Origin of the sequence: Streptomyces sp. SCSIO 30461, assembly GCF_037023745.1 — a bacterium.
Taxonomy (GTDB): Bacteria; Actinomycetota; Actinomycetes; order Streptomycetales; family Streptomycetaceae; genus Streptomyces.
This window is the reverse complement of record NZ_CP146101.1, coordinates 4651477-4676716: the sequence shown is the minus strand read 5'-3', so window position 1 is coordinate 4676716 and position 25240 is coordinate 4651477. Positions and strand designations below refer to the sequence as shown.

The following is a 25240-nucleotide window of genomic DNA, read 5'->3' as shown; positions in this document are numbered from 1 at the left end:
GACCGGCACCACCACCGGGACCGTGGAACCCGGCGCAGCCGCAGCGACACGCGACGGCCCCACCCGCCAATACGCGGGACAAACAGGGCGAGCCGAAGACGCTACCCGGCAGCGATCACCGCTGACAGATCGAGGTTATCCTGAATACGATCGTCATCAACAACTCGGAAACGACGTACGACGCCGCGCTCGCCGATTATCAGAATCCGGCGCTGGAGGTCTCGGTCAACTACGAGGTGCGTTCTAACGACGGATACGTCACCGAAATGGTACGGCCGCAGAGAATTCCCTTCTTCACCGACAACTACACGTATAATCTGCATGCCGTCGGGATCCAAGTTGAGGGTGCGGCGGCGCAGGGAGCGAAGTGGTACACGCCTTCCGTTTACCGCACTGTAGCGATACTGGTGAGGGGGCTCTCGGCGAAGTACAAGGTGCCGCTCGACCGGCAGCACATCATCGGGGAAGACCAGGTCCAAGCCGACTCGACGGGCGCCATCGCCGACATGGGATGGGGCCCGGGCCCTTACTGGGACTGGGAGCGTTTGATGGCCTTGGTCTCGTGGAAACACCCGGACCGGTCCCCGAGGGCCACTGCAGAACATGTGCCCCGACCCGGCTCGGTGGTTACTATCTCACCCGACTTCAGCAGAAACCTGCAGACTCTCCGGGTGTGCACCGGCGCGTCTCCGCAGTCGTGCAAGCTTCAGACACAGCCTTCGAACTTCCTGTTCGCGCGTACTGGCCCTAGCCACCTCGCCCCGCTGTTCCCCGATCCGGGTCTTCCTGCGGGCATCGCGGGGACCGATCGGATCGAGGATTGGGGGGACAGACTCAATCAGGGGCAGCAGTACGTGGTCGCGGAGCAACGGGGTGACTGGACCGCCATCTGGTTCTGTGGCCAGAAGGTCTGGTTCTTCAACCCGGGCGGCAAGTACACCCGTCTCTCCGGCAAGAGTTCGCTGCTGATCGTGCGTCCCCGGCCCGGCCGTACGTCCATCCCCGTCTACGGAACTAATTACCCGGGCCCCGCCGCGTACCCACCCGGTGGAAAGGCGCCTTCTCCGCAGATCCCCCTGGGCGTTTACACCATCCTCAAGGGGCAGGCCTACGTGGCCACAAGGTCGGCGACACCCGCCCAGGACTTCTCCCCGGACCCGCCCGACACGGTCATTACCGGACCTGAGCGGTATATCAGCGTCCAATACAACCACAGGCTTGCCTGGTTGAAATCCACGGACGTCGAAGTGACCCGCCGATAAACCCGGTGGGCGAGCGATACGAGAGAGCGAGACCGATGGCCGACTGGACCAGCCGGACCGCCCGAGCGAGATGGGCGCGAGCCTCCGCCACGACGCTGGCGACCGTACTGTGTGTTGGCGGCCCTGCATGGGCCGACGGACCGTACGGGTCCTCTTCGTACCGTGACTACTCTGTCGGGGCCCGACCGCTGTCCACAGCCATCGCCGACCTGAACGGTGTGGACGGGCCTGATCTCGTCACCTCGAACTTCGCCGACAGTACGGTGTCGGTTCTCATCAACAGGGGGGACGGTACCTTCGAGCCCGCTGTTGCCTACGCCACTGGCGTCAATCCGACCTCCGTGGCCGCCGCCGACCTGAACGGTGTGGACGGGCCTGATCTCGTCACCTCGAACTTCGCCGACAGTACGGTGTCGGTTCTCATCAACAGGGGGGACGGTACCTTCGAGCCCGCTGTTGCCTACGCCACTGGCGTCAATCCGACCTCCGTGGCCGCCGCCGACCTGAACGGCGACGGTAGAGTCGACGTCATCACCGCTGACAACGGTACGAACACCGTGTCCGTACTCAGGAACAACGGCCACGGAGTCCTTGAATCTCGCGTCGCCTACCGGGTCGGGCGCCAGCCCCGCTCCGTGACGGCCGTCGCTCTGCGGGCTGGCGAGAAGCCTGACATCATCACGGCCAACCGCGGCGACAACACCGTTTCGCTGCTCTTCAACAGAGGCGACGGCACCTTCAGGTCCGCCGTCACCAAGCGCACCGGCATTAACCCGACCGGCGTGACCACCGCAGACCTGGACGGTGACGGCAGCTTGGAAATCATCACCTGCGACTTTGACAGCAACACGGTCTCCGTCCTCGCACGGCACAGCCGTTGGGGACGGTCTGAACGGACCTCCTACCCCACCGGTACAGGCCCCTACGGGGTGGCGGCAGGTGACCTCAACGGCGACGGCAGACCGGACTTCGTCACCGCCGACCGCTCTGCCGACTCCGCCTCGGTCGTAAGTGTTCGCTGACTTCGCCAGGCGACCGCACTGACAGGACCATCTCGTCCACGCCGCCCAGACGCCGCTGGCGCTTCTTGACCAGCCGTGTCCACAACATCCTCGATATCGCCGAGGCGGTGCGCGAGCTGCAGGCCGAGGGCTGAAAGGTGGAGCCTGATGATCTGGCGGAGGTCTCCTCCACCTCACCGAGAAGATCATTCGGTTCGGCGAGTACTCCACTCACGAACTCGGCTTGGCGCCAGAGGCGTACGAGCCGCACACGGACGGCGACTTCGCGAAGCGCGACCCGCAAGAGCCAGGCCAGGGCCGCCCTGGCACGCAGGGGCTTCGCGCTCTACCTTGACGGTCGTCCACGTCTCCGGCTCCGCGCGACGGTATGCCTCGAATAGCTGCAGGATGTGGAACGCCTGCTCAAGCGAGCCGAGTTCGGGTGAGGTGCCGTTCAGCACGCAGTCGCAGAAGTACCTGATCTCGTCGACGTAGCCCGGATAGAACAGGTGGAGGGCCTTCTGGTCAGGGCTGGAGAGCAGGACGCGTGGCATCAGGGGGTCGTTGTCGTGACTCCATCCGCAGGCACGGTGGAGGGGGATGGTGATCCAGGCGGGGTCGCCGCTGCCGGCGCGCGGGGTGATGAAGTCGACCTTGAAGGTCTCGGGAGGCGGGGGCCTGGTCACTTCCGTGTCGCGGTTCGCCGGGCGGGGGTCGGTGTGGGGCAAGGGGCGAAGGGGCTTTGCGGGCTGCGGTGTTGATTTCCCGGAGCGCCGAGCCGTGGTTGGCCCAGTCGTTGAGGTAGCTCCACGCCTCGGCGTGGTACTCGGCGAGGGCGTCGGCGTATGCGGGACTGCGGGCATCAATGCCGGCGAGGAGGCCGGTGCGGGTCGTGTGCCACCCCTCGCTCAGGGTGTCGAGTCGGTCGAGTGCGTAGGTGAGGGTGGCCAACTGCCATACCCAGGTGCTTCGCACGGAGTGGGTGGGCAGGGCGGCGAGTTGTGTGTGGGCGGTGGCGAGCAGAGCGTGTGCGGCGGGGCGGACCTGCTCGAACGCCGCGGCGGTATCGGCGTCGCGCCGGCTCTGGCGTATGCCGTAGGCGTGCTTGTCGTAGGGCCAGCCGTCGAGTCCGGTGGCCTCCTCGGAGTAGGCGTCCCAGGCGGGGAGGATCTCCTCGCCCCTCTGGACGAACCGGGCGAGCTGCGCGTGCGGCGCACGCGGGGTACGCGGGGTACGGGGGGAGCGGCGTATGGGAGACGTCCTTCACGGGAGGAGGGGCAAGTGAGGTGAGGGGCCGCGGCCGAAAGGAATGTCTTTGGGTGCGTATCCTGCTCGGGTGACTCGTTGGGGTGGTTCGGTGGGATTTACGGTGCCGCGGGCCGCGTGAGGTTCCTACCTTTGGCGGTGAGTCGTTCGCTGTCGGAGCGGACACCAGTCGGGGGTGGGTGGGGTTGTGGTTGGCTGCGTTGGAGTCCAAAGAGGGTGCGGCCCGGTCGCGGGCCGAGGAACTGCGTGAGCAGATCGCCAAGTTGTCCGAAGCGTTGACGCTGGTGGAGGCCGAGCTGTCCCGGTTGCAGATCACGCGGGAGACGATGACCGGACGCGCTGCGCGAGGCCACCGCCAGGGCAGCCGCCGCCAAGGGCGGCAACAAGCTGGACAAGCGGCTCTCGGCCGGGGAGAAGAACGGCCGCAAGCGGATGGCCACGCTGGGCACCGTCTACGACGCCGAGCCGGTCCCGCGCGACGTCGACGACATCATCGCCGACCCCGACGCCGAGCGGGCCACCGACGGGGCCGACCGTCCGGCCCGGGCCCCGAAGGCCCGCTCCAAGTGGCTGTGCGGCTCGGTCAACGACACCGCCGCCGAGGTCGTGGCCGCGGTGTTCGACCAGGCCGAGGCCCGCGACCCCGGCCACTCGCGCACCTGGGTCGTCCTGGTCGACGGCGCACCCCACCAGATCGACCTGATCAACACCGAGGCCGCGCGTCGAGGCGTCGCCGTCCACATCGTCATCGACATCGTCCACGTCCTGGAGTATCTGTGGGGCGCCGGCCACGGCCTGCACGAGAGCGGCGACAAGACCATCGAGGCATGGGTCGCCCACACCGCCCGCACCGTCCTGGCCGGAGACTGCGGCAAGGCCGCCACGGCGATCCGAGCGGCCGCCGAACGTGCCGGGATCGCCGCCGGCCACCACAAAGGCATCGACGACGCCGTGGCCTACCTCACCAACAAGGCCGAATACCTCCGCTACGACACCGCCCTGAGTGCCGGCTGGCCGATCGCGACGGGCATCATCGAGGGAGCCTGCCGCCACCTGGTCAAAGACCGTCTCGACATCGCCGGAGCCCGCTGGGGCCTGTCCGGAGCCGAGGCCGTGCTGAAACTCCGTGCCCTGCGCGCCAACGGCGACTTCGACACCTACTGGGCCTGGCACGAACAACAGGAGTTCACCCGAAACCACCAGGCCCGATATCGCAACACCCTCAGCCTCGCAGCCTAATCAACCAGCCACCCCCATCGGATACGCACCCGTCCCGATTCCTTCACCTCACGTTCCGGAGCTGAAGCAGGTATGTGGCAGTTAGCGCAACAGCACGCTCCTCGTCATGGGACAACTCCACGAGGGCATGTGACGCCGTCGTTCCCGGGATGTCCGCCAATGCTTGGGTCAGCCGCCCGCGTGCAGGTGCCTTGGTTGTGTTGTCGGCAAGGCGGTCGACGAGCCTGGTCGCGATCTGATCTGCCGTCGCGATGTCGCTCGCCAGCACGCTCAGTGCATCGGCTGCATCGGTGTCGTTCCTTCCCTCCACGATCATGTCGATGAGCGCCGGGACTGCATCGGCCACACCACATGTACCGAGCGCCAAAGCCGCATGCCCACGGACCACGGCGTCGGAGTTCGCAAGGGCATCCCGCAGCCGCGCGGTAGCTTCGTCACCAGTGACCATCCCCTCGTAGCGTGGAGCCCGTGATTGCAGGGGAAGTTGGGATTGACAGCTCCCCAGGCTGCAATGAGGGTTAAACTGAAATTGCCAGCCCGCTGTGATCGACTGGCCGCAGACCTCAGGAGGCGCCGATGGGTCCCAAGGCTGTAGCAGCCGCCGGAGTGGTGGTGGGGATAGCCACCGGCGTCGTCACCAACCTCATCACCAGCCGCTGGAGTTGGTCCCTCGCTGCTACCTTGGCCGTACTGGCCATCGCCGCTGTTGCCATCGCCGTCCAAAGTATCGGCAGCGGCACGCAGAGCCGCAGCTGGGTACGCGTACGGGCAGGCCACGGCGGTCAGATCACCGGCTCCGGCGTTACCGTCCGCGACGGCGGCTCCGCCACCCAAACGGCAACCCGCGAGGGAAACATCACCGACTCGCCTGCCACCAGCCGCGCGGCCGACACCCGCCAGAGCGCGACCCGCGGAGGCGCAATCACCAACAGCCCTGTGGACGCTAGCTGAGAGACCTTCACGCGTCGACGGATGGCAGTGAGAACAGCAGGCGAGGTGAGCATTGACCTGTGCCGCTGCCCGCCCTGCTCTTCCCAGCCCAGGCACCAACGCGCCGGCGAACGCATCCCCCTCGGCCCGGTGACTGGGGTCTGCGTAGCGTCGTCTGCCTGGCGCGTTGAGAAAGCCCGGGCACGATGTGCCCATGACCGCCAGCACCACGCCTGCAACCCCTCCCTGCCTGCCGACACAAGGACAAACCGAACGAATTGAGTCCGCTGTTCGCTACCGACCGGAACGGGCCCAAGTCGCCGAGGAGCAGCACGAATTGGAACGTTGAGGGCTTGACCAAGCCAGGAGTCGACCGTACAGCGGGCACAGTGGAGATGCACAAGACCTGCCTTCAGAAGCAAGGGAATCTGGTCGACAGGCGTGATGTGCTAGTAGATTGTCGCACCTAAGTATGGCTCTGATTGGTGGAGTTGACGGTCGGGCAGTCTCCCCTCGTCGCTTCACTTCGGCCGGGCGGGGGTGCCATGTCGTCACAAAAGAAGTATCCGGTTGCCTTGAGTGCTGAGGATCGTCAGGCGTTGGTGCGGGTGACCACGACGGGAGTCCGCAGCGCGTCGATGATCAGACGGGCGCGGGTGTTGCTCGCGCTGGATACGTCGGTCGGCGAGGTCGATCCGCGGGCGGTGATCGCGGACCGGGTCGGGGTGTCGTGCGAGTCGGTCCGGCTGGTCTCGAAGCGGTACGCGGAGACCGGCGGCGATGTGTGGGCCACGGTCGGCCGGAAGGAACGCGCCTGCCCCCCGGTGCCCTCCCCGGTGACCGGTGAGGTCGAGGCGAGGCTGATCGCGCTGGCCTGCTCGACACCGCCCAAGGGCCATGCCCGGTGGTCGCTGCGCCTGCTGGAGAGGCACGTGGCGCTGATCGAGGACATCCCGAACCTGGACCACTCCACGATCGGCCGGGTTTTAAAAAAACGGAACTGCGTCCTCACCTGAAGAAGTGCTGGACCATCCCGCCACGAGCGAACGCGCAGTTCGCGGCCCGGATGGAAGACGTGCTGGCCGTCTATGCCCGGCCCTATGACCCGGCGCGTCCGGTGGTGTGCATGGACGAGAAGCCGTACCAGCTGCTCGGCCACGTCCGCGATCCGCTTCCCCCGCGGCCCGGCCGTGACCGCCGCGAGGACAACGAGTACGTCCGCTCGGGGACCTGCTCGATCTTCTGCTGGGTTGAACCGCTGCGCGGATGGCGACGCGTGGATGCCCAGCCCCGCCGGACCAAGGTCGACTGGGCGCACCAGGTCGAACACCTGCTGACCGTGGACTATCCCGACGCCGCCACGGTCGTGCTGGTGATGGACAACCTCAACACCCACACCACCGCCTCGCTCTACGAGGCGTTCGACCCGGGGAAAGCCTTCGCGCTGGCCCAGCGCCTGGAAATCCACCACACCCCCAAACACGGGTCCTGGCTCAACATCGCCGAGATCGAGCTCTCCGCGCTCACCCGCCAGTGCCTGGACCGCCGCATCGACGACCTCACCGTGCTCAACACCGAACTCGCCGCCTGGCAGCAGCACACCAACAGCAACCAGCGCCAAGTCGACTGGCACTTCACCACCGACGACGCACGCGTGAAACTACGCCACCTCTACCCAACCACACAGCAAAACTAAGCCGCGACAATCTACTAGTGGGACTGTCCAACGTAGCGTCCCGGCCGTCGCGGCGCATTCCTATTTTGCCCCGTGGCCTGTCATCATGTCAGGCAATGTCGCGAGAAAGCCGAGATGACGTCGGCGGTGATGAGTCACCGTGGGGAGACGTCGGGGAGCTGTTCACTGATCGCAGGGACGCACTGGATGTGGTTCGCCAACTGCTGCACGGCGAAGGCCACGCCCGCTTGCTGGCCTTCACCGGGGTGTCTGGCATAGGCAAGTCCACCCTCCTGGCACGGATAGCGGCCCAGCAGCAGACAGACGCCCATGTCCGATTGCTGGACGCGACAAGTCTGTTGGCCAGCATGGCCGTACCCGGCGAAGGCGGTGAGCAGGCCGCGCTGGAGCTGCTGCGCCAGGTCGGCCGGGCATTGGCGGGAAGCGCGCCGTGGTGGCGTCGACGCTGGGTACACCAGCAGGCGGAGGCGATCGGCATACCGCGGACCTTGAAGGCGCGCGTGTGGCAATGGGCGAGCCGCGGCGCACTGATCTCCGACTCTCCGGTGACGGTCACCGGGGGCGACCCCACCCAAGGACAGAGACGCTTGGCTTGGGTCCAAGACCTGCGCGTCGTGGCCCGGACGGTGCGCCGACGGCGGTGCCTGCTGTTGATCGACACGTGCGAGTGGTTGGTGTTCTTCGACGACAGCCAGGCACAGGTCGATCGGCCCCGGCCGGGGGAGTCGCTCGGTGTCGGCGGCTGGTTCGCCGAGGTGCTGAATGAGCTGCTGGAGCAGGCTCCCGGGCTCCGGGTGGTCCTGGCTGGCACCGTAGGCCCCGACCCCTGGGTGAAGGACGCCCGAAGAGACGGGCGGTACTACCTGCATGAGTTGACGCCGTGGGAGCCGGCCGACACCCGGGCGTATCTGGCCCGAAGGGGACTGCACGTGCCGGATGACCTGGCAGGGCCGGTAACCGAGCGCAGCCGGGGACTGCCCGCGGAGGTCTCCTGGATCGCCGACGTGCTCACCGGCACACTCCTCGACGAGCCTGCGGCCGACGGCACGCAGGTAGCCCCTACCGCGCTTGTGCACGTGGAGGAACTGGCTCACGGTGACCGCCAGGAGTGGCTCCGCACCCATGTGATGGCACGTATCACCGATCGCAACCGCCGGTTCCTGCACGCGGCGGCAGTGCTGGGCACCTTCACGCCGCAGGCCTTGCACGCCGTTACCTCAGCACCGGGCCCGCAGCCGGACGCAGGAAACGAATCATGGTTCGAGCCCCTTCGCCGCATGTCGTGTGTGCGAAGCCTGCCTGGCTCTCGTGGGCATTGGCAGCTGCACCGCACGATCCAGGAGTGGCTCCTGGCCGCACTGGCCGAGGAAGATACCCACCTGCCCGAGGCAAAGCGCAGCCTGCCCCTGCTGCACAAGAGGGCGGCCGACTACTTCGAGGCAGTGTCCGGCGGCGCATTCCGCTTTGAGGCAGCACACCATCGGTTCGCGCTCGGGGACCCCCGGCACGCCGCCGCATGGGCGGCCCACGTCATCCGCGCCCTTGAGACCGAACCGGTCGACGGCTTGTCGCTCCATCTGCTAAGCAATGCCGCACTTTCCGCCCCGACTGTCCGTGACACCCTCCCGGTCATCTTCGCGGACGCCCATCTTGTACGGGCCCGCCTAGCCTATGGGAGGGGCGATCATGCGTTGGCGTACGACCACGCCGAGCAGGCTCTCACGGTGTACGGACAGGCCGGCCATCCCGGTGTGCGCACGGCCGCGATGCTGGCCGGGCAGGCGGCGTGGCGCCGCGACCGCTACGCCGACGCCGCCACCCAGTGGACCACAGCCCTGGAAGCCCTGCCGAGGGAGGACCCCATGGCCGGGAAGCTTCTCTGCGCCTTGGCACAGGCCGTTCTCAATACCGGAGATTTCGCCCGAGGGGACGAACTCCTCTCACAGACTCTTGGTCTACCCGACCCTGAAACCGACGAGAGCGATGCCCTGTCGGCAGCGCGCGAGCCGGGCCCGCTGGCCGACCTGTGCGAGGCCCTTCTCGTCGTGCCCACGGCCGATGCCGTTCCCGCCGGGCTGCGCCGTGCCCACCTGCACGTCTTGGCCGCTCAGGCGTCCGCACACCTCTGCGACTGGCCCCGCTCCTCCGAGCATGCCGACCGCGCGCTCGAGCACGCCGACGATGACCCTCACATCGCTGCACACGCGCATCGAATCCACGCCGAACGAGCCATCTTCACTTGGGACCTCAATAACGCGGACGATCACGTAAAGGCAGGGCTCGCGGCAGCGAGTGACTGCACCGATCAGCGTTGCACGGTCCTCCTACGGCTTCTCCATGCCGACCTAGCCGAACGGAAGGCCGTCTGGGCAGACCCGGCAGCAGCCTCAAGCGCTCATATCACGGCCATGGCCGTGACCCCCGCTACCGCGCCGTCCCATACCGCCAACCTGTCGCTTGCCGCTCGCGCCGAGGCAGTGCACCTGCGGAAGTCGGCTCGAAAAGCCCGCGCTGCGGCGCGCACCCTCGCCGGTGAGCTCAACGATCCACGAACCCTGGCAATGGCCCAGATCCATGACCGTCCTGACGACTCCTTGACCGTCTTCTCGTCCATGGGCGACCGGTTCGGCCAGGCCAACACACTGCGTACGCTGGCGACCATCGCACGGAAGAGGAATGAGCATGAATTGGCTGAGCAGTGGGCCACCGAGGCATTGGCCGTCTTCTCGGCCATCGGCGACCGGTTCGGCCAGGCCAACACACTGCATCTCCTGGCTGAAACAGCACATATGCGACATGACTTCGAAGTCGCTGAGCAGTGGGCCACCGAGGCATTGGCCGTCTTCTCGGCCATCGGCGACCGGTTCGGCCAGGCCAACACCCTCTGCACTCTGGCGACCATCGTCCGGCTGCGAGGTGACCTGGAGACAGCGGAGCAGCACGCGTCGGAGGCTTTGGCGCTCTCTCACGCGATCGGCGACCAGAACGGCCAAGCCAACACACTGCGTACGCTGGCGGCTATCGCCCAGCTCCGGAGCGACTTCGACACAGCTGAGGAGCGCGCCACCGACGCATTGGCCCTGTGCGGCAGTGTCGATGACCCGCTAGGCCAGGCCACCACCTTGAACCTTCTGGCAGATACCGCTCGGCTCCAGGGCGACCTGTCGAAAGCGGAGCGGCGAGCAGAAAATGCCCTCGATCTTTACCGCTCCATTGCCGACGGGCTCGGCGAGGCGAACGCCCTGCGTATCCTGGCGACTATTGCCCGGTTGCGGAGTGACCTGCCGAAAGCCGAGAAATGTGCCAGGGAAGCTCTCGGCCTGTACCGAACCATCGGCGACCGGCACGGCGAGGCCACCACCCTCAACAGCCTCGCAGAAACCGTCCGGTTGTGGGGTGACCTGCGGGCAGCCGAGCGGTTTGCCATCGCGGCTCTCACGCTTCACCGTTCCATCGACAGCCGACTCGGTCAGGCCAACACCCTCAACAGCCTTGCTGCAACGGCTCGGATGCTGGGCGACCTGCCGAGAGCCGCGACCCACGCCGCTGAAGCCCTCGCCCTGCACCGATTCCTTGCCAACCAGCCGGGTCAGGCCAACTCCTTGAACCTTCTCGCCGATGCCATGCGGCTGAGGGGAGACCTGCTGGCAGGCAAGCGGCATGCGACTGAAGCCCGGGACATTGCCCATAGAATCGGCGACCGGCTTGCACAAGCCAACGCTCTGAGCATACTTGCCGAAACCGCCTTGCAGCAGGGTGACCGCAAGAGTGCCGTCTTTATGTTCGAACGAGCCGCCATGCTCTTCGAGGAAGTCGGGGCCGACTCAGCGGCCGAGTTCTCTCGCCTGAGACGACGGGTTTCCCGAGGTGACAAGGAGTCGTAGTGCGAAGGGCCATGTCAGCTCCGCCGTTCCGTCCGCACGCTGGGCCGAGCCGGAGCCCGCGATCTGGAGTACGGCCAGGTTGAGAGACCGGCTCAGCGAGCCTCCCTGCCAAGTGATCTCGCTCACAGGCGGAGGTCAGAAAGGGACACGACGATTCTAAGGCGGCCCGAGGGCAGCGCTCAGTCCCCAAGTAGAACGACACAAGCTGCGGGGGACACGGCGAGTGCCGCGATACGCGACGGGCACGTGAGCTGGCAGCGGGAGGTGAGCTCCAGCGAGAGGTGATCGAGCAGAGTGGCAGAGGGGCGTTCGTCCAGCACGGTCATCGGGAAGCTCCTTGCTCGTACGGCCCAGCATCCCGGGCCGGGATGGGGTTCGTGGGCAGGACGGTCGTATTGGTGGAACGGGCCAGCGGAATCAGTCGGGGGATCCGCGAGCCCTGCCTCGTCGCCGGTTCCGCCGCCGGGGTGGATGCCAGCCGGTCGTGGTGCTCGGGGTCGTGGGTGACGTGGTGCGTATTCATGACGTCGCGGAGGGAATCGCGGGGTGCTGTCACGTTGTCGGGTGCGTGAGCGTCTGATGGTGTGTCGGGGTGTGGTGGGGCTGGTTTTCGGGTCCTGGGTCAGGCTGTGGTGGGCAGGCCGGCTGTGCCGGTGATGTGGTCCCAGAGGGTGAAGCGGAGGGTCATCTCGAAGCGGTACCGAGCGGCGGTCAGGAGGTGGCGTCGGGGCCGGAAGTGGGGCGAGATGCCGCTGAACGCGGACAGGAACCGTTGCGCGGCGCCGGGTGAGCGGAAGTACTTCATGGCGCGTTCGCGCTGGCGGGTGGGCTGGTGGCTGTTCTCGGCCCGGTTGTTCAGCCCCTTGTGCGAGCGGTGCTCGACCGAGGCCATGAGGTCGCGGTGGGCGGCGCCGTCGCACTTCAGCTTGTCGGTCAGCAGGACCCGCGGGACGCGGCACTGCTTCTTCATGAGCCCGGCCATGAACCGCTTGGCGGCCTTCGCGTCACGGCGGGACTGCACGAGAACGTCCAGGACGTTCCCGTGCTGGTCGACGGCCCGCCACAGGTACTGCCGCTCGCCGCCGATCTTCACGAAGACCTCGTCGAGGTGCCATTTGTCGCCAGGCTCGGGCCAGCGGTGCCGCAGCCCGTCGGCGTATGCCTGCCCGAACTTCGCACACCAGCGGCGCACGGCCTCGTAGGAGACGATCACCCCGCGCTGGAGCATCATCTCCTCCACCTCGCGGAAGCTGACCGGGAACCGGAAGTACAGCCACACGCAGTGCGCGATGATCTCCGCCGGGTAGCGGTGACCCCTGTACGACGGCGACGCGCTCTCCACGACAAGCCCCTCCCGAGCGTGATCAACCCGAAGAGCATCTCACCCACCGGCTAACGTGACAGCACCCTGCCGAAGGCCCAACTCCTTTATTCGGCCACGGAATTGGGTCGACGTGTACTCGCTGCCGCGATCACTGTGGATCACGCAGCCGAGCTCCAGGTCCCCCCGGCCGTGGGCCATGTCCAGGGCGTCGATGACGAGCTCGGCGCGGTGGTGATCGGCCATGGCATAGCCGACGACCTCGCGGGTGGCCAGGTCCAGCCAGCAGGCGAGGTAGAGCCAGCCCTCCGCGGTGGGCAGGTAGGTGATGTCACCGACCAGCTTGATCCCGGGACGCTCGGCGTGGAAGTCGCGGCCGATCAGGTCCGGGGCCGGCTTCGCCTTCGTGTCCGGCCGGGTCAGCGAGCGGTGCTTGCGCCGTGTGACGCCGCGTATGTCGCGCTCGCGCATCACGCGGGCCACACGCTTGCGGTTCACCCGCCGCCCCAGACGACGCAGTTCAGCGTGGATGCGCGGGACACCGTAGGTGCGGCGGGAGGCGACGTGCAGCACCGTGATCTCGTGGGCGAGCGCGTCGTCGGCGGCCTGGCGGGCCCGGCGGGCTGCCTCACCCTCGCGCCACGCGTAGTAGGAGGAGCGGGTCACGTGCAGCACCCGGCACAGCAGAACGACCGGGTAGTTCGCCTTCTCCGCGTGGATGAACCGGTACAGCTCGCTCACCGGTCGTTCTCCTTCACGAAGAAGGCGGTCGCTTTTTTCAGGATCTCGATCGTCTGCTGCTGTTCGCGGTTCTCCCGCCGCAACCGCTTGAGCTCCTCACGCTCGGCGCTGGTCAGCTCGCCGCTCTGCCCCTCGCCCCGGTCCGCCTTCGCCCGGCGGTACCAGCCGCGCAGGGACTCCGAGCTGATGCCGAGTTCCCGGGCCACTGCCGTGACCGTCCTGCCCGAGGAGTCGACGAGCGCGATCGCGTCCCGGAGGCCGTCCGCCGGTACGTGTTACGTCCACGCCGCCCGGGCTCGTTCGGTCGACGACCTCGCCCGTGAAACCCGACGCTTCCTCCACCGCCGACAGCAACAGCCCCACCACGTCCGCGGCTACTTCCACGCCCGCCACGTCCGCTACACCCTCGAATAGGCAACTGAACAGTTCCGCCTCAATAACTACCCGGCCTTGAATCGGCCTTACACAGCCGGACACCATGCCGCGGTTCAGTTGTCGCCGCCGATGAGAGTTCCGACCGCGATGTCCTCGGTGCGCATCGTCGCACCGGTGGACATCGTGAACTTCCAGGCCACGGGCTGGCGTGTGACCGGGTCCACGAGGACACGGATGTCACCCGTTCCGATACCGTCCCGGTCACCGGCAGGGTAGGCGGACCGGGTGTCGTCGCTGTGGGGACTGCCCGCGGAGTCGGTGATCCGGACCCGGAACTGGGCGTACGACGACTGGCTGGAATCGTGGTCGTCGGCCGTCTCGGAGATGGGCACGACCGACTGGACCAGGCCCATGTGGCCGCTCGTGGAATTGCCCGCCGGGTGCTTTATCGCCAGGATGTCGCCGCGCCGGACCAGCACCTCACCGCTAGGGTCCATCCACTGGGGCCGCTGGACCAGGGCCACGGTGTTGTCATTGCCAGGAGTGTCGTTGGTACTCCTCCCGTCGACGATGGCGTCGTGCCATTCACCGGCGTTGGAGAATGTGCCGGCGTCGGGCCCGTCGACCAGATCGACGATCGTGCCGGTGTCGATGTTGGCCCAGGCCTGGGTGGTAAGAAGGTTGATGAAGTGACTGCACTCCACTCGGGCGTCGGTGACACCCTCGGCGTTGCGGTTGAGATGCGCTGTGGCTCCGCCCGCGTAGGTGTTGAGGGTGCTGTCGGTAGCGGAGAGCACATAGCTCTCGGCCAGGTCGACGGCGGCCAGCGGCTGAGGTTCAGCGTGTGCGGGAGCGGTCAGGGCGAAGGCGGCGATGGTGGTACCCGCCAGGATGGCAAGCCTGTGGACGGTCGGGTCTCGCAGCATGAGGTCACTTTCTCCGAGGGTGAAGGATGATCCGGGCAGGTGTGGTGACGGCGGTCCCGACCCCGCCCCCTGTATCGGGGTCGGGACCGCGGAAAGTAGGGCGTCCCTCCAGCGACTGCGCGATGTGCGCATTCGAGGCGGTACCTCCCCTCGTGGACGGCCGCTTCTGGCTGGGCCCGAGGTGAGGCGGTGCCCGTGGCGGGCGCTCTCGCCGACGTCCGGGCCCAGGAAGGCGCCGACGTCGTCGATGTCGCCCAGTTCCCTCCTCTCGCACGGGACTTGTCCGGTGCCGGCCAGGGCTTCGACCTCGGATGGGCGCATCCGTGTCATGCAGGCTGGTCACCCGCAGACGGCCGGGCGTGCGCCTGCGCCAGGCAGCCCGCTTGCAGGAGTGCGAGGAACGCATCGGGGCATCGGCGTCGCCCCTGGACATCTGTGTCAAGGCGACGGCGGCGCCCTCGCTGAGCTGAAGCCGTTGTCCGCGAAGGCAGGTTGGCGCTGCGTCTGCGGTCGGCGGTGCCGGTGCCGATGGTGGTCCAGGTCCTGATCAACCAGGGATCGGCACGGCATGACCGGTAATGCGCACCCGCGGGTCGTGGGAGTCCACTTCGATGATCAGATCACTCGGCCGTCCCATGTCCTCGCCTTGGCGGATGGCGATCGTATCCGCTGCTGCCACCAGGCCGAGTGTACGCAGATAACCACCGAACGCGGCTGCCGCTGCTCCGGTGGCCGGGTCTTCGATGACGCCCCCGACGGGGAAGGGGTCACGCGCGTGGAAGCGGCCGTCACTCTCGCGCCAGACCAAGTGCACGGTCGTCCAGCCGTGGATCTTCATGACAGCCGTGAGGGCCTCGAAATCGTAGTCGAGATCGGCCAGTCGGGCACGAGTGGCAGCCGCGAGCACCAGGTGCTCGTTACCACCGAAGGCCACGTGCGCCGGCAGCGCCGGATCAAGGTCGGCCTTTCCCCACCTCAGAGCCGAAAGCGCAGCGTCTACCTCGGCGGTCTGCGCTGGACGGGATCGGGTGGGGACACTGGTCAGCGTCGCCCTCACAAGACCCGGACCATCGGCCACGGTCTCCACCCTGATCTCGCCGGCGAGTGTGTCGTAGACCAGATCGCCGGGGCCTATGCGCTCGGCGAGTGCCACCGATGCGGCGACGGTTGCGTGCCCGCAGAAGGCGACCTCGGCGAGAGGGCTGAAGTAGCGCAGTGTGAACCGGCGCCGCTGCTCGTCTCGCGACGTGACGAACGCGGTCTCCGAGTACCCGACCTCCGCGGCGACCGCCAGCATCTGCTGCTCGTCGAGTGGTGAGGCGTCGAGGACGACGCCGGCCGGATTTCCGCCGCCAAGGCGGGATGCGAACGCCGAGTAGCGGAGGACAGAGGTGGTTGCTGGGAAGGTCATGCCGTCATACTTCCGCCATCGCCACATTATTACCAACGATGGTTTTACATGAAAGCCATCGACTTTCACGATTGCTTGCTAGGGTGCGGCCATGGATACCCGGCTGCTGAAGACCTTCACCGCGCTGGCCCGGACGGGGAGCTTTACCGCCGCCGCCGCTGAGCTGCAGCTCGCACAGTCCACGGTCACCGTGCAGATCAGGACCCTGGAGAAGGCGTTGGGCGCCCGGCTCTTTGACCGCCTGTCCAGAGGCGCGCTGCTCACCGAGCCGGGGCAACGGCTGCTTGCTCTGGCCGAAGAAGTCCTTGAAGCCGAGTCACGGTTGTTCGCGGCGGCCACCGACGACGGGCCGGTCACCGGGACCGTGGTGGTGGGCGCGGGTGAGACCCTGTGCTCAGCCCATCTGCCGAGGGTGGTCGCCGCGCTGCGCGGTCTGTACCCGGACGTGGAAGTGCACCTGCAGCCATGCGGCACCGGCAACGCCGTGGAAGGGCTCAGGGCCGGAAGTCTGGACTGTGCGCTGTTGCTGGAAGAGCGGGTTGACTTCCCGGACATCACGGCTGAGCACATCGCCAGCCAGCCCTTGGCCCTCCTGTGTGCCCCCGACCATCCCCTTGCCGGCCGCAAACAGCCGGTAACCTGGCAGGAACTGGGGAAGGAGAGTTTCTTCCTCCACGAACAGGGATGTTCCTACAGCGACTGGCTCGCTCGACGCCTGCAAGCGATTGAGGGAGCCCAGCCCCGACTGACGCGGTTCGGCAGCATCGAAGCCGCCCGCTCCTGTGTGGCGGCCGGACTCGGCCTCACCATCCTCCCCCTCGCCAACGCAGCCGAGTCGCTACGCGATGGACGTCTCAGGACGGTGCCCAGCCCCTCCCTCCCCGATGCCTCCGTCCACCTGGTACGCCACAGCCGGCGACAACCCTCGCGCGCAGCGCGCATCGTCACAGCCCAAATCGCACACCACTTCCGTAGTTACTGACTGTGACGTGCAGGAGGGGACCTGTCCCCGGGCATTCCAGCGAGTCACCGACTCGGGAGCACGCGTCGATGGTGGAGACGGCGCCGAAGCCGTTGCCGCCGGCGCTCTTGTCGCCAGCGCCCTCCCGGACAGCCCCATCGTGATCGATCCCGATGACGGCCCCGGAGAACCGCTGCCCGAACTACCTGCTTCGCTCCGCGCGTCGGCCAGGCTCGCATTGGACCGGGTTCTCCAGGACGGATCAGAGATGGCGACGGGCTGGGTGGATAGTGGTGACCTCGACCAGTGGCGCCAGGAAGTGCGCCAGATCCCCCTGGTCCTCGAAACATCCACTGATCACTGATCGTGACCGGCTCACGGAACTTGTGCCAGACCCCAGAACAAAGCGTTAAAGCCACGCAGCGGCCAGGGCTGCCGCCGTGCTGTTGATCGAGGAGCGACCGACGCTGCAAGCTCCGTCCATCCCAGCGCGCGATGGTGGCACTGGTGTATCTGGGAGAACACACCGCTCTGGCGAAGATCGCTGCCGGGTTCGGGATCAGCGAGTCCACCGCCCACGACTACACCAGCGCGGTCGTCGACCTTCTCGCCGCACGTGCACCGGGTCTGCTGAAGACGCTGCGCGAGCGTGATCCTGACTGCGTCCTGCTCGACGGGACTCTCGCCGAGTACGACCGGGTCGGCGACGGCCGGGCCGACTGCTCCCACGAACACCGGCGCCACGGTGTGAACGTGCAGGTGGTCACCGATCCCGACGGCCGGCTGTTGTGGCTCTCACCCGCACGGCCGGGCCGCACCCACGACCTGACCGCCACCCGCACCCACCGGATCATCCGCATCTGCGAGCGCCAGGGCGTTCCCATCGTGGCCGATCTCGCCTACCAGGGCGGCGGTCCCTGGCTAACCACTGGCATCAAGCGCAGGCCCCTGCAGAGACTCACCCCCATCGACAAGACCCGCAACCGTGCCTTGGCCGTGACATGGGCACCCGTCGAACGCGGCGTCGCCCGCCTGAAGTCATGGCGGATCTTCCGCAGGTCCCGATGCAGCCCCAACAGCATGACGTCAACCGCCAAGGCCATCCTCACACTGGAGCGGCACCCTCCGAGCCCCCGAGTTGCGATGGAGGCCGCCGATCAGCGGTCATCTGAGCTGCGTGAAGCGTGGCGAGGTCAGAAGGAGTGGTGGGAGGGAGAAGACCAGATGGTCCACCTCCCTCTCGTGGACGTCATGCCGCTACATCGCGCCGCCTTGTGAGGCGTCCTCCTTCGGCAGGCCCTTCACGGATACGTGCTGCTGTGCTGGTGCTGTTCGGGGAGCAGGCTCTCGGGGTGCACCCACAGCACCACGTTGTCCAGGCGCCCGTCGCCGGAACCCCTGCCCTCCCTCCCGAAGAAGTCGAGGATGTCCTGCTCCGAGTGGCGCAGGCTGAAATGGGTCAGCACGAACAGGGTCTCGGGATGTGCCTCGACCACGGGGCGGAGGCGGCTCCAGACGGTGTGCCCGACCCGATCCGCCCGCTCCAGCTCGCTGTCGTAAAGGAATGTGCACTCGGTGACAATCACCGGATACGTGAACAACCACGGGTTCCCTTCGAACACGCTGACGTGGGTATCGCCGAGGAAAGCGAACAGCGGCCGCAGCACCTCCTGTTCGACCTCGGTACCTTCCCTGCGTCGCTGCGCCACGATACGCCCGAACTCCCCGCCCCGCCCCTCCTCGACCAGCAAGCGGCGCAGCTCCTCGTACTCGGGCCGCAGCGCCTTGCCGACCTCGGAGACGGCGTACCCCACGCAGGGCACCTTGTGCTCGCACTCCACCACCCGCACACGATGTGCCCGCCGCCCGAAGGTGAACTCGTCGCCCTGCCGTACCCCGTGCAACCGGTAGCCGCCGGCAAGGTCCGGGTCGTACCCCGCCCCGTGGTTCAGCTCCGCCGACGCCCGCAGAAAGGACTCCACGTAGGGCACGGATCCGGCCGGCAGGTAGATGTCGGTACCCGCCCGGGAGGCGAGGAAGTCCAGGTCTTTTACGTGGTCGTGGTGGGTATGCGTGAGCAGTACCGTATCCACCTGACGTCCTTCACAAAGCCCCGCGTCCAGACTGCACCGCAGCTCGGGGATGTGGAAGAACGTCTTGTCGTTCGCACGCGAATAGCCTGTGAGGGTGAACGCGGTACCGGGTATCTTCCAGGTCTTCCACTGACGGAACGGATGTCCCCGTTCGAGCCGCTCGGGATTGCCTGCCGACGGCTTCGGAGCCTGCCTCATGGATGCGCCCTCCAGTACCCGCAGTGAACCGGTCCGTCCACTGGCGGACCACGGACGGTCGATCGTAGCGAGACCGCCAGAATGAACACCACGCATATCTGCACCGGCCGCCACCCACGTCGGGTCTCCCCGACGATGCCGCACGCACGCCACGTCAAGGGGAATACTCATCTATCGACTGATTCATGGGTCTTCGAATTTAGTGGGGGTGCGCCTGCCGTCGGCTCCGGCGGGTGGTCGCACAGCGTGAGCGTAGGCGCTGGTTGGCGCGGTTGCGGAAGCCGAAGGCGTTACGCGCTTCGAGCTTGATGAGGCGGTTGTTGCCTTCGGAGGCGGCGTTGGTGATGCCGGTGGTCAGGTAGGTCTCGATGCCGTCCCACCACTGCTCGATGGTCTCGGCGAGGGTGAGGAGTTCGTGCAGGTGGGCGTGGTCGGCGACGTGGGTGAAGAAGCGGTGGCGGGCGGCGGAGATCGCGGAGCGGTCGGGGGCGTGGTGGGTGCGGCTGACGGCCAGGCCGAGGAGGTCGCGCAGGAGTTCCTTGGCCTGCCAGGCCGCGTGGATCTGCCGGCCGTAGGTGCCCATGTACTCCAACTCGGTCTTCAGGAGGAGGCGTTGGTCTTCGGTGAGGTCTTCTTTGTTGCGGCGCAGGAGTTTGCGGACGGTGTAGATGCCGTCGCCCTTGCGGGCCCGGCGGCCGTGCTGCCGCCAGGTGAGGCGTCGGCGCAGGTCGGCGAGGTGGCGCTGGGCGAGTTGCACGATGTGGAAGCAGTCGACGACCACGGTCGCGTGCGGCAGGGCACGGTGGACGGCGGCGCGGAAGGTGGAACACAGGTCGATGGCGACGTAGCGCACCTGTGCCCGCCAGGATGCGGGCTGGGAGCTGAGCCAGTCGGCGACCGAGGTGGCGTTGCGGCCTTCGACCTGCCCGAACAGTCCTTGCCCGCCGATCACGTCGACGAAGCCGATGTGCCAGGCGTCCGCGACCAGTTCCCACTTCTGCGTGGCCGGGTTCTGGGCCCAGACCGGCTTGCCCCGCCGGGTCTCGTCGATCCCGACCGCCTCGGTCGCGGGCGGCGTCTCGGGCAGGACCGTCGCGGCGTAGTCCTCGAAGCATCGCTGCACGATGGGCCAGCTCAAGGACAGGTCGCGGCCGGCCTGCACGACGGTGCGGGATCCGTCGCAGACCGCGGCCCCCGCCGCCCGGCGCAGGGCGGTGGTGGTGCGCATCCCGGCGGGCACCGCGTGGATCGCCTCGGTGAACGAGCCGCGCTCGCACGCGGGTTCGGCGCAGTACCAGCGTGCCTTGCGCCACCGGATACTCACAGGGCGTCCACCGCAGGGCAGGTGCCGGGGCCGGGTGGTGCGGTAGTCCTTCAGCCGGGTGGCGAAGACCCCGCACGAGGGGCAGGCCCGGGCGGAGTCCTCGCTCGTGACCACGTACACCGTCGAACCGCCCGCCCCGTCGTCCTTGACCTGCGTCACACTCACCCCCTCCAGCCCCAGAAGTCGCGTTGCCGCTTCGTTGATGCCGGTATCGTCGCTGTTCAAGCCCGTGGGGTTTCATGATCGGTTGCCTAGACAACAACCATGATCACGAAGGCCCGCGGGCTCCTTGCGTCCAGGGCGCCCGCACCCCAACCACCTCACACAGCGTGACCGGCGAGCGCGCCCGTCACCGCCGCACCCCCCACTAAATTCGAAGACCCTGATTCATGAGCAAGATCGACAAGCGGCGGCGTGTGGCAGGATCGACTGTCAGTTTCCGAAGTTGCGTGCATGGGTGAACGGGGGATTCGTTGCCGAGTGCAGGGAACTGCGGATGTCCGGACGCGTGGAAGTCGCCTGCGCTACGGTCGTTTTGGGCCGTAGTCGTGTGCGCGACGAGGGGGCTTCCGCATGGCAGATGGGCCGGGTTGAGCTGCCCCGCAAGTGCCTGCCTCACGGCCCTGGAGATCCCCACATCTGCGGCTGTGCTGTTCCTCTCGACCACGACGGGCAGAACTCCACATGGAATTGTCCCCATCCGCGGCTATCCAGATCTGGCCAGTGGTAGAGACTCCGGCAGACGTGGTAGTTGCATCCGCCTGAAATATACAGCTCGGTCGCAGCAGCAGGCGGCCCGTCCTTCGTGACGGCGAATATATGCGGAGCGGCTTCCTTGAACGCCGCCGTGCTGCCAGTCAGAAACAGGGTCTCGGCGTGGACGTGCTGGTGTAGCAGGTTCCTGTGCTCCGGATTGCTGGGGGCCGCATAGTTAATCTCGGGGGTGTCGGCCGGCAGATCCCTCTCCGGCACGCTCGCTGTGCGCAGTTCGCGGGGAGCGTTCCCTGCACGAATGCGTGCCCGCAGCTTCTTCCATTGGGAGGGCCGGAACTGTACCGCCCGGTGGACCAACACAAGGTCGAGGGGGCATCTCCTCCTCGTCGGCCCCCTCGAACTCCCCTGCCGGGGCGCGCGTCGGCAGGTAGACCAAGGACCGCGGGGATCGCGCCGCGAGCAGCCACAGAGCGCCAATACGTCGACCGTCTGCACGGTCCACATACATGTTGTATGAGTCTTTGAATTTGTAGAGTGCCCCGTTTCTCAGTGGTTTCGACGGACTGATCACTCTGTATTCCTCGTCCCCGAGTCGCACCTGCTGCACAGTGATCTTCAATCGCAGGCTGTCTCGTGTGAGGGCGGCCCTCGATGCAGTCATCCCATTGACTCCCTCTGTCGATTCGACCTCTCGCATCACTGTCCCAGCCGGAGACGAGGAAGGTCCCCGGGACGTAGATGGGGCCCGACATCTTCGCAACCCCCTCGGCCGACGTAGGAGGGGGCTCGTCCGGGGCCACCTTCTGCCTCCCGCATCCGGGACGCGAGGAGTCGGGTCTCAGGCCGGATCGGGACCGGGCCATGCCTCGTGGGCCCTGAATGCCTCGACGAGTGACCGGCGGCCGCTCACGCCGAGCTTCCGATACACCTTCTGGAGTGTGTTGTCGACCGTTCTGCGGGACAGGAAGAGTCGCTCGGCGATCTCGTTACTGGAGAGCCTGCGCCCTGCGAGGACGGCGACCTCGCGCTCTCGCTCCGTGAGAGAGGAGCCCAGCAGCGAGTGTCCATCGCGGGACGCACCGGGCAGCGTCCCCTGGACCCGAGCCGTGGCGGCCTGCGCCATTCGATCGGCCTCGGCGGCGGCGCGATGCCGCCGGTCGCCGCGGAGCACCGCCGCAGCGTGAGAGGCGCTCTCCGCAGCCAGCATGTGGGCTCCGATACCGCTGAGCACCGCGTAGACGGAGAGGAGCCGGTCTGCGTCCCCGGCGGCAACGGCGGCGGCGAACTCGGCACGTGCCGGGGCGAATGCGCCCTCCAGCGCGTCCGAGAGGGACCGCAATTCGCGGGCTGCCTCGTCCGCGAGGCCGAATCGTGCCAGATCGGTGAGCAGGAGGGTGCGCGACGAAGTCTGGCCGGCGGCGCGTGCCCCTCGCACGGCCTGGCGCAGCACCTCCCGTGCCGCGGTCATGTTCCCCCGTAGCGCCAGCAGCCATGCCTCGCCGATCCGCTCCTCCCCTGCAAGGAGCGCGCAGGGCGGGTGGTCTGCCGCTCTGCCCACCGCCCGCGCCGCTGCCGTTTCGTCGCCGAGGGCCGCAGCGGCGGCTGCGACGCCGGAGTACGCGAGGGAGAGGATCTTGGTGTGCCCGGCTGACTCCGAGGACGCGACGGCCTCCGCGAAGTAGCGGCGGGCATCGGCCGCCCGTCCCGCGGCCCACGCGCACCGGCCGCGGTGGAAGGCGAGCCAGGTCGCGGTCAGCGGAGTCGACGCGCTTGCAGCCGCCGACACTCTTCCGGCGAGTGCCTCCGCCTCCTCCAACCGACCCAGCTCCACCAGGGCGTACAAGCGAAGGACGTCCACCGCGTGCCGGTGCACGGAGAGGGCCCGCTGATCGGCGGAGAGCAGGCTGCGCTCGCAGTGGTCAGCCGTGTCCAGCCCCTGGGCCGCCCGGCCGACGGCCGTCAGAGCCAGGACCCTCATGCTCAGGACCATGGTTGGAGAGCCGCTGCCGGTGGGTGAGTGGTCCGTCAGCGCGAGACCGGCCACGGGGTGCCCGGACACGGCGATCAGGGCTCCCGCCACCTCGCGCAGCACCACGGTGCGCTCGGCCGGGTCGACCAGGTGCGCACGGGCCTGCCGCCCGATCCGCAGCACCTCGGTGATCGGTCTGCCCGCCCAGAACAGGTTCAGCATCCTGGTACGTGTCGCGGTCGCGGTTCGCCCCGGGGGGCCGAACAGGCCAGGCGCTTCAGTGTGGCTTCGGCCTGTCTCCAGTCGCCGAGCTGGAAGTGGCTCTCCGCCAGCATGTGGCGGGTGGCTGCCGAGTGCTGGTCCTCTGACAGGGAGGTCGAACGCGATGACCTGCTGGTAGTCGTGACAGCGACGGGCCAGCCCCGCCGCATGGGTCAGCAGTCCGGGTTCCGCGATGTCGACGGCCGCCTCCCAGACAGCGATCCGCAGCACGTCCCCCCTTCGTCGGAGGCCGCGACCTCTCACCCACTCGGCGTGCTCCCTGAGCAGCCTGCGGCGCCGCAACGCGCCCATCCGCGAAAGCAGTACCTGTCCGTACACGGGGTGTGCCAGGGTGGCCTTCAGCCGTCGGCCGTCCTCATGGACCCGGATGGCGTTCGACGCTTCCAGTCTCTCCAGGACGTCGGCTCCCGCCAGCGCCCGCAACTCGCTCACTCCCACCGGCTCGGCGAGGGCGAGCAGGTCCAGAGCCGTGCGACCCGTCGGGCCCACCACTGCGAGCCTGTCCTCCACGAGCCGGTCGAGTCGCGGTGTGCCGAACTCCTCAGGGCTCGTCGCCCGCCAGAGTTCCCCGGTGGGTGAGCCGCCCCCGGGCCAGAGCGCCGCAGACCAACTCGTAGAGGTAGAGCAGGTTGCCGCCGCTGGCCCCGTACAGGTACCGCACGGTCTGCTCCCCGACGGTGCCGGACAGTACGTGCTCCAGGACTGTACGGGTTCCGGCGCTGTCGAGATCGCCCAACTCGACCCGGAGCAGTGTGCCGATCCGCTCCCGGACCGAGACGGAGCAGTTGCGGGGCACGCCGTCCTGGAACGTCGCGAGCAGAAAGGCGTCGCCGGCGTCGAGCAGGCGACCGATCACGAACATCGAGGTCGCGTCGAGGAGATGGAGGTCGTCGACGAACAGCAGGTAGCGGCCCGGTCCGGAGCCGAGCGTCGCCCGGACGCTGCGGTAGGCGGAGACCGGATCGCAGGGTACGGCCTCCGCGGCCGTGAGGTGGGCGAGGGCGCCCAGCGGTATCTCGCGCGCATGCGCGGTGGCCAGGGCCCGACCGCCCCGGTGCCCCGCGCGTCGGCATAGCACTCCTCGGCCAAACGGGACTTGCCGACCCCGGACGGCCCCTCCACGACGATTCCTCTGACCGCCGGATCGTCCACGGCATCCAGGACGGTCCTGCGGTGCGCCTCCCTGCCGACGAAAGGCCACACCGCTCCACCGGGCGCCACCGGGTCCCGTTCCTGCATGCCGTAGACAGCCATTCTGATCCTTTTTTCCTGTCTTGCCGCAGCCTGCCACAGCCGTCCGCGACACGATCAGTGAGGCCCGAGGGGTGGAAGGAGTATCCGCCGGCCGACGCGGCGGAACGCGTCCCACCCGGACGCGCGGGTCGAGCAGAGTCGGCCGGCGTGGCCGTGGTGCGAGGCAGGACGGGTAGTTGTTGCTCTCCCGCCACCGTCGGAGCCCGCAGACCATGGCTTCAGCGCCGGCTGCCACCGCGACGGAACGGCCGGCGCAGGTCGGCTTCTCGAACCCACGCGAGGCACGGCGACGCTCGCATCTGCGAGAGCGCCCAAACTCCTCGGAGCCGACAACATCGCCAAGACCACCCGAGCCATCCGCGACGAACCAGGGCGAGCACTCCCGATCCTGGG

Annotated in this window: 22 protein-coding genes and 3 pseudogenes; 11 read left to right on the top strand and 14 right to left on the bottom strand. The window is 67.6% G+C overall.

Annotated features, from left to right (window positions below):
* Window positions 1–128 precede the first annotated feature (128 nt).
* Together V1460_RS20795 and V1460_RS20790 are read left to right on the top strand one after the other, a co-directional pair.
* Window positions 129–1262: an N-acetylmuramoyl-L-alanine amidase gene (locus tag V1460_RS20795; RefSeq protein ID WP_338678135.1), complete on the top strand. Its 1134-nt coding sequence runs from the start codon at window positions 129–131 to the stop codon at window positions 1260–1262.
* A gap of 218 nt (window positions 1263–1480) precedes the next feature.
* Window positions 1481–2284, top strand: a complete 804-nt coding sequence (locus tag V1460_RS20790; RefSeq protein ID WP_338675149.1) for a VCBS repeat-containing protein — start codon at window positions 1481–1483, stop codon at window positions 2282–2284.
* A gap of 185 nt (window positions 2285–2469) precedes the next feature.
* Here V1460_RS20790 and V1460_RS20785 read toward each other — a convergent pair whose 3' ends face one another.
* A complete protein-coding gene (locus tag V1460_RS20785; RefSeq protein ID WP_338678400.1) occupies window positions 2470–2991 on the bottom strand; it encodes a hypothetical protein in 522 nt (173 codons plus the stop codon).
* A 970-nt stretch (window positions 2992–3961) separates the two neighbouring features.
* On the opposite strand from V1460_RS20785, the gene V1460_RS20780 reads away from it, so the two are divergent.
* Complete coding sequence (locus tag V1460_RS20780; protein ID WP_338675148.1) at window positions 3962–4768, top strand: hypothetical protein; 807 nt, start codon at window positions 3962–3964, stop codon at window positions 4766–4768.
* 43 nt (window positions 4769–4811) lie between these two features.
* Here the strand turns inward: V1460_RS20780 and V1460_RS20775 are convergent.
* Window positions 4812–5207: pseudogene (locus tag V1460_RS20775) on the bottom strand (MerR family transcriptional regulator); the annotation flags it as partial.
* Window positions 5208–5344: 137 nt separating this feature from the next.
* On the opposite strand from V1460_RS20775, the gene V1460_RS20770 reads away from it, so the two are divergent.
* From V1460_RS20770 to V1460_RS20755, 4 genes are all read left to right on the top strand, one after another.
* Complete coding sequence (locus V1460_RS20770; RefSeq protein ID WP_338675147.1) at window positions 5345–5719, top strand: hypothetical protein; 375 nt, start codon at window positions 5345–5347, stop codon at window positions 5717–5719.
* Window positions 5720–6273: 554 nt separating this feature from the next.
* Window positions 6274–6714, top strand: a complete 441-nt coding sequence (locus V1460_RS20765; RefSeq protein WP_198602818.1) for a helix-turn-helix domain-containing protein — start codon at window positions 6274–6276, stop codon at window positions 6712–6714.
* Window positions 6603–7394 (top strand): IS630 family transposase, encoded by a 792-nt coding sequence (locus V1460_RS20760; protein WP_338672555.1) that lies wholly within the window; start codon window positions 6603–6605, stop codon window positions 7392–7394. The genes V1460_RS20765 and V1460_RS20760 overlap by 112 nt, the downstream gene beginning before the upstream one ends.
* Before the next feature lie 95 nt (window positions 7395–7489).
* Window positions 7490–11278 carry a tetratricopeptide repeat protein gene (locus tag V1460_RS20755; protein WP_338675146.1) on the top strand — a complete coding sequence of 1263 codons (3789 nt, stop codon included), beginning with the start codon at window positions 7490–7492 and terminating at the stop codon, window positions 11276–11278.
* A 179-nt stretch (window positions 11279–11457) separates the two neighbouring features.
* Here the strand turns inward: V1460_RS20755 and V1460_RS20750 are convergent, their stop codons facing one another.
* From V1460_RS20750 to V1460_RS20735, 4 genes are all read right to left on the bottom strand, one after another.
* On the bottom strand, window positions 11458–11604 hold the full coding sequence (locus tag V1460_RS20750; RefSeq protein ID WP_338675145.1) for a hypothetical protein: 147 nt from the start codon (window positions 11602–11604) through the stop codon (window positions 11458–11460).
* A 296-nt stretch (window positions 11605–11900) separates the two neighbouring features.
* Complete coding sequence (locus V1460_RS20745) at window positions 11901–12620, bottom strand: IS6 family transposase (RefSeq protein WP_338675144.1); 720 nt, start codon at window positions 12618–12620, stop codon at window positions 11901–11903.
* Between the two features lie 39 nt (window positions 12621–12659).
* Window positions 12660–13340 (bottom strand): IS3 family transposase, encoded by a 681-nt coding sequence (locus tag V1460_RS20740; protein ID WP_338675143.1) that lies wholly within the window; start codon window positions 13338–13340, stop codon window positions 12660–12662.
* Window positions 13337–13546, bottom strand: coding sequence for a transposase (locus V1460_RS20735; RefSeq protein ID WP_338675142.1), 210 nt, complete (start codon window positions 13544–13546; stop codon window positions 13337–13339). The genes V1460_RS20740 and V1460_RS20735 overlap by 4 nt, the downstream gene beginning before the upstream one ends.
* Before the next feature lie 4 nt (window positions 13547–13550).
* Here V1460_RS20735 and V1460_RS20730 point away from each other — a divergent pair, with 4 nt between their 5' ends.
* Complete coding sequence (locus V1460_RS20730; protein ID WP_338675141.1) at window positions 13551–13754, top strand: hypothetical protein; 204 nt, start codon at window positions 13551–13553, stop codon at window positions 13752–13754.
* A gap of 74 nt (window positions 13755–13828) precedes the next feature.
* Here the strand turns inward: V1460_RS20730 and V1460_RS20725 are convergent, their stop codons facing one another.
* Together V1460_RS20725 and V1460_RS20720 are read right to left on the bottom strand one after the other, a co-directional pair.
* On the bottom strand, window positions 13829–14641 hold the full coding sequence (locus V1460_RS20725) for a hypothetical protein (protein WP_338675140.1): 813 nt from the start codon (window positions 14639–14641) through the stop codon (window positions 13829–13831).
* A 547-nt stretch (window positions 14642–15188) separates the two neighbouring features.
* Complete coding sequence (locus V1460_RS20720) at window positions 15189–16052, bottom strand: PhzF family phenazine biosynthesis isomerase (protein WP_338675139.1); 864 nt, start codon at window positions 16050–16052, stop codon at window positions 15189–15191.
* A gap of 91 nt (window positions 16053–16143) precedes the next feature.
* Between V1460_RS20720 and V1460_RS20715 the strand changes: the two genes are divergently transcribed.
* From V1460_RS20715 to V1460_RS20705, 3 genes and pseudogenes are all read left to right on the top strand, one after another.
* Complete coding sequence (locus V1460_RS20715; RefSeq protein ID WP_338675138.1) at window positions 16144–17034, top strand: LysR family transcriptional regulator; 891 nt, start codon at window positions 16144–16146, stop codon at window positions 17032–17034.
* Window positions 16937–17377 (top strand): DUF4259 domain-containing protein, encoded by a 441-nt coding sequence (locus tag V1460_RS20710; protein WP_338675137.1) that lies wholly within the window; start codon window positions 16937–16939, stop codon window positions 17375–17377. The genes V1460_RS20715 and V1460_RS20710 overlap by 98 nt, the downstream gene beginning before the upstream one ends.
* A 95-nt stretch (window positions 17378–17472) precedes the next feature.
* Window positions 17473–18132, top strand: a pseudogene (locus tag V1460_RS20705) (transposase family protein); the annotation flags it as partial.
* 182 nt (window positions 18133–18314) lie between these two features.
* Here V1460_RS20705 and V1460_RS20700 read toward each other — a convergent pair.
* The 6 genes and pseudogenes from V1460_RS20700 to V1460_RS36455 all read right to left on the bottom strand — a co-directional run.
* Window positions 18315–19304: an MBL fold metallo-hydrolase gene (locus tag V1460_RS20700; protein ID WP_338675136.1), complete on the bottom strand. Its 990-nt coding sequence runs from the start codon at window positions 19302–19304 to the stop codon at window positions 18315–18317.
* Window positions 19305–19503: 199 nt separating this feature from the next.
* Window positions 19504–20853: an ISL3 family transposase gene (locus V1460_RS20695; RefSeq protein WP_338671528.1), complete on the bottom strand. Its 1350-nt coding sequence runs from the start codon at window positions 20851–20853 to the stop codon at window positions 19504–19506.
* Between the two features lie 1327 nt (window positions 20854–22180).
* The gene (locus V1460_RS36465) at window positions 22181–22465 is read right to left on the bottom strand and encodes a LuxR C-terminal-related transcriptional regulator (protein WP_407077629.1); all 285 of its coding nucleotides are present in this window, start codon (window positions 22463–22465) and stop codon (window positions 22181–22183) included.
* Window positions 22466–23526: 1061 nt separating this feature from the next.
* Window positions 23527–23646, bottom strand: a complete 120-nt coding sequence (locus tag V1460_RS36460; RefSeq protein WP_407077501.1) for a hypothetical protein — start codon at window positions 23644–23646, stop codon at window positions 23527–23529.
* Between the two features lie 488 nt (window positions 23647–24134).
* On the bottom strand, window positions 24135–24671 hold the full coding sequence (locus tag V1460_RS20685; RefSeq protein ID WP_338675134.1) for a hypothetical protein: 537 nt from the start codon (window positions 24669–24671) through the stop codon (window positions 24135–24137).
* Between the two features lie 32 nt (window positions 24672–24703).
* Window positions 24704–24832: pseudogene (locus tag V1460_RS36455) on the bottom strand (hypothetical protein); the annotation flags it as partial.
* Window positions 24833–25240: the final 408 nt, after the last annotated feature.